We start from the raw sequence: 11,215 nt of genomic DNA on the forward strand, positions 1-11,215 counted from the left end.
GAAGATTCGGGCTACCGCGTCCGGGCCGGTCGCGAAGGGGCGTCGAGGAGTGCCTCGTACAGGTAGAGGTCACCGTTGATGCCTGTCCGGCGGAACCCGGCACGTTCGAGGGTTCGCTGGGAGGCAACGTTGTCCCCGGTGGTGTCGGCGACGACTCTGGACAATCCGTGCTCGGCCGCGACGTTCAGCAGGGCGAGGAGTGCCTCCGCCGCATAGCCGTTGCCACGGGCTGACGGGGCAAGACCGTAACCGACCTCGACACATCCGTCGTCCGGCTGACCCTTGAAACCGATTCCGCCGACGGCCTTCCCGTCGGCGGTCCGGGTGATCCGGTAGTGCCCGAAAGGGCGCTGGTCCCCGTGGGCCGCCGTAGTTGTGAGAAAGGCCGTGACGCCGACGACGTCACCGTCGAAAGGAAAGTCCTCAGCCCAGGCATCCCCGGCTCCGGCGCGCCGCCCGACGATGCGTTCACCCTCTGCTGTGTCGATGGCGTGCAAGCACAGTCGCGGCGTTCGAAGTTCGGTCACGGGCAACAGCGAAGCAGCCCTCGACCCTCCGCACAAGCCGATCAACGCCCCCGCACCCCGCCGAGGCACGTGCCGCGGCGGGGCGGCGAATCAAGTGAGTGACCCCAAGATGGTGATCGCGGCTTTCGCGCCGTCTTCGTCGCGGAGCAGGAAGTCGTGGCGGCCGCGCCGGCGGGCATACGAGCATTGCGGCCCATGACGGCTTTGGAGCGAGAGACGATCACCGCCCGCCTGGCGGCGAGGTTGTCGTACCAGCCGAAGCCTGTACACCGACCCACCCGACGACATCGCCGCCGGCTATGTCGAAGAGACATGATCACGAGGCCCGGGCATCTGGGCACGACGAAGGTGTGGTGGGAACAGCAACGCTAACTGTGGCGCGTCACCGCCAAGGTGAGCAGGATGCAGAACTCGTTGCCCTCGGGGTCGGCCATGACCACCCAGCTTCGGTCTGGGCCTTGGCCCACATCTCTCTTGATGGCGCCGAGGCCGAGCAATCTGGTCACCTCGTCGTCGGTGCTGCCGTCAACCGGGCTGACGTCGAGGTGAAGCCGGTTCTTCACGGTCTTGCCCTCGGGCACCTGGATGAACAGCAGGGTGGGCGGCATCTGGCGGGCCAGCACCTCCTCGACGGTCGGCTCCCAGGAGCCGATCTCGACCTTGCCCTCGTTCCGGTCGATCACTTTGAAGTCCAGAACCTCGCACCAGAAGGCCGCGAGTCTCTCCGGATCGTGGCAGTCGACGGCCAACTCGGTGAATCTACTTGTCATGGCTCCTCCAGATGCTCAAGGCGTTCCGAACCATGCGGAGAGTGCCTCACTCAGCAGGGGCGAGGCGCTGTCCGCAGGTTCGTCGAGGGTGGCGGCCCAGGCGACGTGGCCGTCCGGGCGGATCAGCAGCGCGTCGGCCGGTCGATCGTCGGTCTTGGCGGTGTGGACGTCGATGAGATGCCGCCAGTCCCGCGCGGTCTGGCGAAGCTCTGGACGGTCGGCCAGATCGAGCAGGACGGGCCGAGCGGTGTGCATGAGCTCGGCGACACTGGTGATGCCTTGACCGGTGTGCAGGGTGAGGTCGGGGGCGAAGGTGCCGGCCAGCGGATGATGGCCGGCACCGGGCATCGGATAGTGAACGTCGGTGCCGGCGACGAGGGCTCCCACGCGGCGCAGCGGCTGCTCGTCGGCGAGCAGTTCGGTGAAGACCTCCCGGAGCGCTTCGGCGGCCGCGTCGTGCCCGCGCCGCAGGGCCACCTGAGCGCGGGTGTGCAGCAGGGTGCGGGCACCGGCCAGGTGGCGTTCGGCGTGGTAGGTGTCCAGCAGGCCGGCCGGAGCCGTGCCGTGGAGGTCGGCGGCCAGTTTCCAGGCCAGGTTGACCGCGTCCAGCATGCCGGCGTTGAGCGCCACTCCGGTGGCGGGGAACAGGTGCGCCGCGTCGCCGGCCAGCAGGATCCGCCCCTCGCGGTAGCGCTCGGCCTGGCGGGCCTTGAAGGTGAAGCGCGACAGCCGCGTCGATTCGGCCAGGGGCAGGTGGGCGCCGAGCACGCGGCGGATGCTGTCCTGCAGTTCGGTCAGGGTCATCGGGACGTCGTCGTCGTATTCGGTGGTCTCGTCCTCGATGGTGTAGAGGGAGACGGACTGGGTGCCGGGGGAGGAGCCGATGCCGAGCAGGCCCTGGTCGGTGCGGGTGAAACCGGCGCGGATGGTGCCGAAGCCGGGGACGTCGAGATCGCCGTTGCTGAGAACGGTGACCGTGTCGGGCAGGGTGACCTGGGCCAGCCGGTTGACCTCGGGATAGGTGGTGCCGGGGAACGGGATGTCGGCCCAGTCGCGGATGCGGCTGCGCGCGCCGTCACACCCCAAGAGGTACCGCGTGCGCGTCCGGTACGGGCCGTCCGGGCCGCGCACGTCCACGGTGACCGCGTCGTCGTCCTGGCTCACTCCGATCACCTCGTGGCCGCGGCGGAGGCGAACGCCGAGTTCGCCGGCGCGTTCGCCGAGCTGCCGCTCCAGCAGTTGCTGCGGCAGGGGCAGGGCGTGCATCGGGGGATCCGGCAGGTGGGTGAAGTCCAGGTGCACCCCGCCGAACGGAAACCGGGGAGCCGGCACAGGACCGGTGCAGGCCGCTTCGAGACGTTCCAGCAGGCCTCGGTAGCGCAGCAGTTCCAGGATCTGCCCGCCCAGGCCCCCGGCCTTGGGGGTATCGCGTGGCCGCGGCTGCCGTTCCAGCACCAGCGGTCGCACTCCGGCCAGGCGCAGCTCGGTGGCCAGCATGAGACCGGTCGGGCCGGCCCCCACGACGATCACGTCTGCGTCCCCCTCCGGCGGCTCTTCCCGCAGGTCTTCCGCGGACCGGGTGGCATCGTGGTGCTTCATCATCAATGACCTTTCAATCGTGGTTGTCGCGTCGCGTTCGTCCGAAGCCGGACCGGAACGCGGCTGTCAGCCGGGAGCCAGGCGGCTGAGGTGTTCCCAGGCGCGGTACTCCTCGGTCCTGGCCTGGTTCATCTGGTGGACCAGGTCGAAGGACTGGCTGCCGACGATCAGCCGCAGGGGCGGGTGGGGCAGGTCCACGAGCTGCATGACGACCGGCGCGGCCGTGCTCGGGTCGGGCCCCGCTTCGTCGCCCCACAGCTCGGTCAGCTTCGCTCGCAGCGGGTCGTACGCCGGGTCGGGCGTGGTGGCCGTCGTGCCGGTCGTGAACAGGCCGGTGTCGTAGCCGCCCGGCTGGACGATGGTGACCTTGATGCCGAAGGGCTCGACCTCCATGGCCAGCGCCTGGCCGAGGGAGTCGATGGCCGATTTGCCGGCCGCGTACAGCCCGGCCGAGGCCATCCCGCCGCCGGTGCCCATCGTCGTCACCAGGAGGATGTGGCCCGAGCCCTGGGCGCGCAGGTGGGGCAGTACGGCCTGGGTGACCCAGATCTGCCCGTGGACGTTGACGTCGAAGTGGGATCGGATCTGGGTCTCCGTGGCCTCTTCGATCATGCCGTACAACATCGCGCCGGCGTTGTTGACCACGATGTCGAGCCTGCCGAACACGGCCACCGCCCGTTCCACGCCCTCGTGCACCGCGACGCGGTCGGAGACGTCGAGCGGGACGCACACCAGGGTGTCGGGGTGGCGGGCCTGCAGGCCCGCCAGCGGCGCCACGTCACGGGCCGCGGCCACGACGCGATCGCCCCTGCTCAGCGCAGCCTCCGCGAACGCCCTGCCCAGCCCTCTGGACGCACCCGTGATGAACCAAACACGCATGACACTCACTCCTTCCATCAGTCTTCGATCGCCTGGTAGACGGTGGTCCAGAAGTCGTTCATCAGGTGGGCGGGGTTGGGCACCGTGTAGCCGAGCTGGCAGAGCAGGATGCCCGTGAGCTGGTTGACCGGGTCTGCGTAGGCGGAGGTGCCGCTGCCGCCGTCCCAGCCGAACTGGCCGATCGGCGCGTAATCACCGCGGTAGGTGCGCACCGCCATGCCCAGGCCCCAGCCGCCCTGCTGGCCCTGGCCGAAGGAGATGTGCACGGCGTTGCGGGCCAGGGCGGTGCGGGCGGCGTTCTGCTCGGGGGTGAGCCGGTTGGTGGTCATCAGCTCCACGGCCGGCCGGGACAGGATGCGTCGGCCGTTGTGGACGCCGCCGTTGAGCAGCATCTGGAAGTAGGCGTGGTAGTCGTCGGCGGTGGAGACCAGGCCGCCACCGCCACCCTGGAACGCCGGGGGCTTGCTCCACCGGCCGCCCTCGGGCTCGTCCCACGCGAGGAACTCGCCCGTGGCGGGGTCGGGGGCGTACAGGGTGGGCAGCCGGTCGATCTGGTCGGCGGGCACGTGAAAGCCGGTGTCCTTCATGCCGAGGGGCTCGAAGATGCGCTCGCGCAGGAACTCCTCGAAGGTCTGGCCGCTGACCCGGGATACCAGGACGCCGACCAGATCGCTGCCGATCTGGTACTGCCACTGCTCGCCGGGCTGGTGCATCAGCGGCAGCTCGCCCAGACGGCGCATCCACTCGTCCTGCTCGGGCACCTCGGTCGGCAGGTTGGGGGTCAGCCCGCGCTCGAAGACGGCGTTCAGGATCGGGGTGCCCAGCGCGGTCATGTCCATGCCGAGGCCGAAGGTGCAGGTGAGGATGTCGCGGACGGTGATCGGGCGGCGGGCCGGGACGGTGTCGTCCAGCTCGGCGTCGATGCGCTTGAGCACCTGGCGGTCGTCCAGCTCGGGCAGCCACGGGCCGACCACGTCGTCCAGCCGCAGCCGGCACTCGTCCAGCAGGACCATCGCGGCGGCGATGGTGACCGGCTTGGAGGTGGAGGCCATGCGGAAGATCGTGTCGCGGCGCATCGGGGCGCCGCCGTCGTGCCGCATCGTGCCGAGCGTCTCGACGTGCGTCTGGCCGCCTCGGCTGACCAGGGCGACGACTCCGGGGATCTTCCCGGAGTCGACATACCGTGCCAGCACCTCACGCAGCCTGCGCAGCCCCTGCTCAGAAAAGCCGTTCCTGCCCACTGCCATGATCCTTATCTCCTTGTCGTCATGATCATTCGTACGTTCCCCCACGCGGAGGGCCCTGGCATCGGGCCGTCGCCGCCCTGGCACCGCCGTACCAACGGCGGCGCCAGGTCAGCGGGCAGCCCGGCCGGGTGACGGCCGCTCCGCGGCGAAGCCGGGAGCGTAGTCCTTGAGTCGCACCAGGTGCGGGCGAGCCGCCGTCGTGCGGTCGAATCCCTCCTGCGGAGGCGTGCCGAGGAAGAACTGGTCGGTGCCTTCGCGCCCCAGGTGCTGGTGCTCGTCGACGAAGCCGCGCATTTCCCGCTCGTAGAGGCGAACGCCTGCGCGTGGTCGCCGCCTGCAGCCAGCTCGCCGGCCAGGATGTAGGCGCCGATCAACGCCTGGGAAGCGCCGCGGCCCGAAGCCGGCGCCGCACAGTATGCGGCGTCCCCGAGCAGCACCACCCGGCCCGAGAACCAGCGGTCCATCTCGACCTGGGCGTTCGCCTCGAAGAAGAGGTCCTCCGCCCCCCCGCATCTCCTCCAGCAGGCGCCGAATCAGCAGGCCTTCGCCGGCGAACCGCTCAGCCACGATGCGCTCGTGCTGCCTGGCGTCATCGCGGTCGTAGGCCAGCGGTCCGGAGGCGAAGTGCAGCGCCGCACGCGCTCGGGCGCCGTCGCGGGTGCTGAGCACCCCGGCCGCCTTGCCCGGTACGCGGTAGCCCCGGCCGTCGTCTTCGGCACCGAGGCGGCCGGGCACGCTGAAGACCGCCGTGTAGACACCCAGGTGCCGGACGAAGCGCTCGTGCGGCCCGAAGGCCAGCGAGCGGGTGCGCGAGTGCAGCCCGTCGGCGCCGGCCACCAGGTCGAAGCGGCGCGGCCGACCGCGGTCGAAGGTGACCCGCACGTCGTCGGCGCTCTGCTCCAGGGTGGCGATCGAGTCGCCGAAAACGTACTCGACCTCCCGGCGGGTGGCCTGGTACAGCAGGCCGGCCAGGTCGTCCCTGAGGATCTCCAGGTCACCCGCGCAGATCGTCACGGGCGGCGCGGCGTAGTCATCCGCCATCGCCGTATCACCCAGCCGCAGGCTCAGCGCTTCGGCCTGCTCCAGCAGGGCCATCCGGTCCAGCACGTCCAGCGCCTCGCCGCGCAGGCCCGTCGCGTACCCGCCCGGGCGCACCCGCGGGGCGCGCTCCACCACAGTCGGGGTGAACCCGTGGTGGCGCAGCCAGTACGCCAGGGCGACCCCGGCGACACCGGTACCGCAAACCAGGACGTCCATCCACGTGCTCCCTCGACCAGCGGCGAATCGTACGAATCGAGGATCAAGTACGGTGAACACCCGGAACAACGATGAACCCTGAAAGATCACCTTCAGTGGGAGTGAACGGAGCAGGTCAGGCGTGGAACTGCGGGACATCGAGATCTTCCTGACCCTGGCCGAGGAACTGCACTTCGGCCGCACCGCCGCCCGGCTGTGCCTGTCGCCCGCTCGTGTCACCCAGGCGATCCAGAAGCAGGAACGGCAGGTCGGCGCGCCGCTGTTCGAGCGCACCAACCGCATGGTCCGGCTGACACCGGTCGGACGGCAGCTCCGGGACGACCTCCGGCCGCTCTACGCCGGGCTGAAGGAGAGCGTGGAACGCGCCCAGCTCGCCGGCCAGGGCATCACCGGCACGCTGCGCGTCGGCATGCTCCCCCTCAACGCCTACGACCTGCGCCCCTACTGGGACGTCTTCCGCCTCCGCCACCCGCAGTGGAAACTGCGCATCCACAGCGCCCAGCTCGGCGAAGCCTTTCCCGCGCTGCGCCGCGGAGACATCGACATCCTGGTGAGCTGGCTCCCCATCGACGAGCCTGACCTCACCGTGGGGCCGGTCGTGTTCGCCGAGCAGCGCGTGCTGGCCGTCGCCACCGGCCACCAGCTCGCCCCGCGCGCGTCGGTCTCGCTGGAGATGATCTCCGACTTCCAGCACCCGAACGCCGACACCGGGCCCGGCTACTGGTACGACGCCTACGCCCCTCGCCTCACCCGGCGCGGTCGTCAGATCGAGCGCGGCCCCGTGGTCCGGGACGCGGAAGAGGCCATGACCCTCGCCAGCATGGACGGACTCGTCGTGCTCTTCCCCGCCCACGTCGCCCGATACTGGGTACGGCCGGACATCGCCTACCTGCCGGTCACCGACATGGAGCCGCTGCCGTACGCGCTGGTGTGGCGGAGTGAGGCGGAGAACGAGCCCATCCGGGCCCTGGCCGGGATCATCCGCGACCTGGGCCCTCTCCCGTCGGTCCCTGCCCCTTGAGGTGGCGGTGTAGACAGCTCGACGAGGTAGGTACCGTGAGTGGATCTTAGGCGGCCTCGATGGCGGGTGCCAAGGCCGAGTCGTCGGCGGGGCGCAGCTGAGTGGCGGGTGGAGCAGGACTCGGCGGAAGTCGGGCAGGATGCGCAGGCCCTGGCCCTGGCTGGCGACGGGGGTTCGCTCCGAAGTGTGGACACCGCTTGTCATGCGGCGAGCAGCACTCTATCGATGGTCTGCTGCTCGTAGTCGATCGGGCTGAGGTAGCCGAGGGTGGAATGCCTCCTGCGGGTGTTGTACCGGGTGATCCACTTGAAGACGGCCAGGCGGGCCTCGCGCGCCGAGGGCCGGCGCTTGGCGCCCTGCGGCGTCTCGCGTTTCAAAGTGGCGTTGAACGCCTCCGCCGCGGCGTTGTCGGCGCTGGTGCCGATGGCTCCCATGGATCGGCACACGCCGAGCTCGGCGCAGACCTCGGCGAACTCGGCGGAGATGTACTGGGCCCCGTGATCGGCATGGAAGATCGCGCCGTGCAGGCTGCCCCGGGTGAGGGCGGCGGCCCGCAACGCGTCGGTCACCAGCTCGGTGCGCAGGTGATCGGCGATCGACCAGCCCGCCAAGCGGCGTGAATGCAGGTCCAGCACGGTCGCCAAGCACAAGAACTCGCCCTCGCCGACGGATAGGTAGGTGATGTCGCCCACATAGCGCCGGTTGGGTGCGGGTGACGGTTCGACGGGCGGACAGATCATGAAATCGTGGCGGAATTCACGGCCGTTTTGGGGCGGGCTGCTCATCGTGCTGGCGGGGGCGGAGTTGCTGTCCATCCCGTTCACGCTCAACGCGCTATCGGTGTCGATTCTGTTCAGCGCGGTGGGGGCGACCTACCTGATCGCGCTGGTGATGATGATCTCAGGGGTGCTGGTGTGGCTGCAGCCGGGCCAGCGGGTGTTCCTCGGCTTGATGGCCGTGCTGCTGTCCATGGCGTCCTTCGTCTACTCCAACCTGGGCGGCTTCCTGATCGGCATGAGTCTGGGCCTGCTGGGCGGCACGCTGGCCATCGCCTGGACCCCCCTCAGCCGACCGGCCGGCCGTCTTGACTCCCTCAGCGTCCGCGACTTCCTGGACGCGGCGCGGGCACTCGTGTCGAAGGCGAAGGCGATGCGCGCCGCGATCGGTCCCGGGTCCCGCCGGTGGCGCAAATCCCCGACGAAAGACACATCGGTCGCCACAATGAACCGCGAGGCCGCCACAACCCCTCCGCGCATGGCGACCAAGGCTTCTTTGACAGGGGAGAAGACGGCGCTCAGGGAGTGACGATGGCGAAGTCGGGTTTCGGGTCGTCCAGGACGGCTGCGAGGCGGCGTAGAACGTCCAGGTCCCCGTCGTGGTCGAGGCTGTCGGCGCCCTTGCCCGCGAGCAAGCCGAGCAGTTGCGGCTTGGTGAGGTCCACAGTGAGGTCCACGGTGAGGTCCACGGTGGCCTCGGGCGGGTTGGGTTGATGGATCAGCGCCCCGTTCGACATGGTGGTGCGGTGATGCTCGCCGGAATCGGTGAGGTGCCAATCGATGGCGAAGTGCTCGTTCCACGCCTGGGGTCCGTTGACGCGGATGGCCAGCGAATCGAAGATCTGTTCCGCGCTCAGGGCTTCGATCACCTCGGGTGAGGCCACGTCGAGGTCGGCCGGCACGATGTGGCCGTTGAGTTCCAGGGCGCCCATCAGGTAGAAGTTGCGCCAGGTGCCGTTCTCCGAGCCGTGGCCGAGGGCGGTGTAGACCTCGGCGAGCAGCGTGCGGGCCTTTGTGTCGTGCTCGTCGGCGAAGACGGCGTGGTTGAGCAGCGTGGCGGCGAAACGCAGATCCCCTTCCTTCACATAGCGACCGGCCAGCCCTGCGACGGCGGCGGATCCGCCCAGGCACTCGACGTAGCGCCTGGCCTGCTCGACCGGCGGGTGCTCCCACAGATGGGCCGGGTTGCCGTCGAACCAGCCCAGATAGCGCTGGTAGATGGCCTTGACGTTGTGACTGACCGACCCGTAGTAGCCGTGGGTGTGCCAGGCCTGCTCCAGGGCGGGCGGCATCTGCATGACCTCGGCGATCTCGATGCCGGTCAGGCCTTGGTTCATCAAGCGCACGGTCTGGTCGTGCAGGTAGGCATACAGGTCGCGCTGCTGCGACAGGAAGCGGACGATGTCCTCCTTTCCCCAGGTGGGCCAGTGGTGGGAGGCGAAGGCGACGTCGGCCTGGTCGGCGAAGAGCGCGATCGCCTCGGTCAGATAGCGGGCCCAGACGCGGGCATCGCGCACCACCGCGCCTCGCAGGGTGAGGATGTTGTGCTGGTTGTGGGTGGCGTTCTCGGCCAGGCACAGCGCGCGCCGGTCGGGGAACAGGAAGTTCATCTCCGCCGGTGCCTCGGTGCCGGGGGTGAGCTGGAAGACGATATCTACCCCGTCGACCGTTTCCTGCTGCCCGGTGCGAATGATGTCGACGGTGGGCGCGATGAGGGACATGGCGCCGGTGGAGGTGGTCATGCCCAGACCGCACCCGATCTGGCCTTCGGCCGAGCGGGGCAGCGCCGGACCGTACATGTAGACCGAGCGTCGGCTCATCGCGATGCCGGCGTAGACGTTCTCCGAAACCGCGTGTTTCATGAATCCGGCCGGGGCGATGACGGGGATGCCCTCACCGTCGGTGACGCCGCGCACGCCGCCGAAGTGGTCACCGTGGGAGTGGGTGTAGATGACACCGGTGACCGGACGGTCGCCTCGGTTGTCGCGGTAGAGACGCAGTGCGGCGGCCGCGCACTCGGGGGAGATCAGCGGGTCGATGACGATGACGCCGGTATCGCCCTCCACGACCGTCATGTTCGACAGGTCCAGGCCACGTACCTGGTAGATGCCGTCCGTCACCTCGAACAGACCCTGTTTGGCGCACAGCCGGCCCTGCCGCCACAGGCTCGAGTGAGCACTCTTGGGAGTTTCGGCGTTGAGGAAGTCGTAGGAGTCGTTGTCCCAGATGACGCGGCCGTCGGCAGCCTTGACCACCGCGGGGCTCAACTTCGCGACGAATCCTCGCTCGGCGTTGTCGAAGTCGGTCCGATCATGAGAGGGAAGGTCAGCCATAAAAGACCCGTTCCCCCTTCAAGCTCTATTCAGGGTAGAAAACATCTCAAAAATTCGATCGCCGGCTTTCGGTGGCGGTTTACCTGACGGCGAGTGCGCCGGACCTCTGGCAAAAAATGGTAATCAAGGCTGGTATCGCTTCCCACACTGTTTGCCGATAGCGGTTTCGCTCCGTCAGCGTGGCGTCACCAATCTTGAACCACGACCAGCTTGGCTGTGACCGGAGATGGAGAAACCCCTTCCTCCGGCGTGCCGTCACAGCACCCGGAACTCAAGGGACGGCACGCCTGCCTCGACTCCTCGGCGACCCGTTCACGGATCGCCGAACACACCGGGAGGACGCTTGAGCGGGGAAATCCCCGATCGAGGCGCGCCGAACATCGGCAGCCGCGCTCGGGATCATCTGGCCAACGAGAGGACCTACCTCGCATGGCTGCGCACCGGCATCAGTGTGGCGGCGCTCGGCGTTGCGGTGGCGAAGTTCGCCCCGCACAGAGGAGTTCACGCCGTGATCTCGGGCGGCATCCTGATCTTCGCTGGTTTGCTGGTAAGCGGCTACGGAACGGTGCGGTACCGGTCCGTTGGGCGACAGCTGGATTCCGGGCTTTTCGCCCCTGCCCGGTTCGGTACGGTCACGGCCGCCACCGTGGTCACCGTCCTGGCGCTGATCGCTGTCGCGATTCTCCTTTGACCCCTCCTGCCCACCATCCAATGGATCGGCGATGTCAACGTGACCTGTCCACCCGGCCCGCCGGCCAGGTCATGGCCGCCTTGAGCGAGCGCGACCAGGCCGAACTTCTCGCGCT

General features: G+C 68.9%; 10 protein-coding genes and 2 pseudogenes. 3 read left to right on the forward strand and 9 right to left on the reverse strand.

Annotation, left to right across the window (positions count from 1 at the left end):
• Positions 1-11: 11 nt before the first annotated feature.
• From ACVCAG_RS43940 to ACVCAG_RS43970, 7 genes and pseudogenes are all read right to left on the reverse strand, one after another.
• Entirely contained in the window at positions 12-527 is a 516-nt protein-coding gene (locus ACVCAG_RS43940) for a GNAT family N-acetyltransferase (RefSeq protein WP_447191557.1), read from the reverse strand.
• A 368-nt stretch (positions 528-895) separates the two neighbouring features.
• On the reverse strand, positions 896-1,297 hold the full coding sequence (locus ACVCAG_RS43945) for a VOC family protein (RefSeq protein ID WP_447191558.1): 402 nt from the start codon (positions 1,295-1,297) through the stop codon (positions 896-898).
• A 15-nt stretch (positions 1,298-1,312) separates the two neighbouring features.
• The gene (locus ACVCAG_RS43950) at positions 1,313-2,896 is read right to left on the reverse strand and encodes an FAD-dependent monooxygenase (protein WP_447191559.1); all 1,584 of its coding nucleotides are present in this window, start codon (positions 2,894-2,896) and stop codon (positions 1,313-1,315) included.
• Between the two features lie 66 nt (positions 2,897-2,962).
• The gene (locus ACVCAG_RS43955) at positions 2,963-3,775 is read right to left on the reverse strand and encodes an SDR family NAD(P)-dependent oxidoreductase (RefSeq protein ID WP_447191560.1); all 813 of its coding nucleotides are present in this window, start codon (positions 3,773-3,775) and stop codon (positions 2,963-2,965) included.
• A 17-nt stretch (positions 3,776-3,792) separates the two neighbouring features.
• On the reverse strand, positions 3,793-5,022 hold the full coding sequence (locus ACVCAG_RS43960) for a serine hydrolase domain-containing protein (protein ID WP_447191561.1): 1,230 nt from the start codon (positions 5,020-5,022) through the stop codon (positions 3,793-3,795).
• 5 nt (positions 5,023-5,027) lie between these two features.
• Positions 5,028-5,486, reverse strand: a complete 459-nt coding sequence (locus ACVCAG_RS43965) for a hypothetical protein (RefSeq protein ID WP_447191563.1) — start codon at positions 5,484-5,486, stop codon at positions 5,028-5,030.
• 112 nt (positions 5,487-5,598) lie between these two features.
• Positions 5,599-6,417 (reverse strand): annotated as a pseudogene (locus ACVCAG_RS43970) (FAD-dependent monooxygenase); the annotation flags it as partial.
• On the opposite strand from ACVCAG_RS43970, the gene ACVCAG_RS43975 reads away from it, so the two are divergent.
• Complete coding sequence (locus ACVCAG_RS43975; protein ID WP_440089563.1) at positions 6,401-7,300, forward strand: LysR substrate-binding domain-containing protein; 900 nt, start codon at positions 6,401-6,403, stop codon at positions 7,298-7,300. The pseudogene ACVCAG_RS43970 and the gene ACVCAG_RS43975 sit on opposite strands and share 17 nt — an antisense overlap.
• A 200-nt stretch (positions 7,301-7,500) precedes the next feature.
• On the opposite strand, the pseudogene ACVCAG_RS43980 reads toward ACVCAG_RS43975, so the two are convergent.
• Positions 7,501-8,010 (reverse strand): annotated as a pseudogene (locus ACVCAG_RS43980) (IS3 family transposase); the annotation flags it as partial.
• 28 nt (positions 8,011-8,038) lie between these two features.
• Between ACVCAG_RS43980 and ACVCAG_RS43985 the strand changes: the two are divergent.
• Positions 8,039-8,605 (forward strand): DUF6114 domain-containing protein, encoded by a 567-nt coding sequence (locus ACVCAG_RS43985; RefSeq protein WP_440089565.1) that lies wholly within the window; start codon positions 8,039-8,041, stop codon positions 8,603-8,605.
• Here ACVCAG_RS43985 and ACVCAG_RS43990 read toward each other — a convergent pair.
• Positions 8,595-10,409 (reverse strand): alkyl sulfatase dimerization domain-containing protein, encoded by a 1,815-nt coding sequence (locus ACVCAG_RS43990; protein ID WP_440089566.1) that lies wholly within the window; start codon positions 10,407-10,409, stop codon positions 8,595-8,597. The genes ACVCAG_RS43985 and ACVCAG_RS43990 overlap by 11 nt on opposite strands.
• Positions 10,410-10,752: 343 nt before the next feature.
• On the opposite strand from ACVCAG_RS43990, the gene ACVCAG_RS43995 reads away from it, so the two are divergent.
• Positions 10,753-11,100 carry a DUF202 domain-containing protein gene (locus ACVCAG_RS43995; protein ID WP_440089568.1) on the forward strand — a complete coding sequence of 116 codons (348 nt, stop codon included), beginning with the start codon at positions 10,753-10,755 and terminating at the stop codon, positions 11,098-11,100.
• The last annotated feature ends 115 nt before the right edge of the window (positions 11,101-11,215 follow it).

The organism is Streptosporangium sp. G12, from assembly GCF_052983175.1.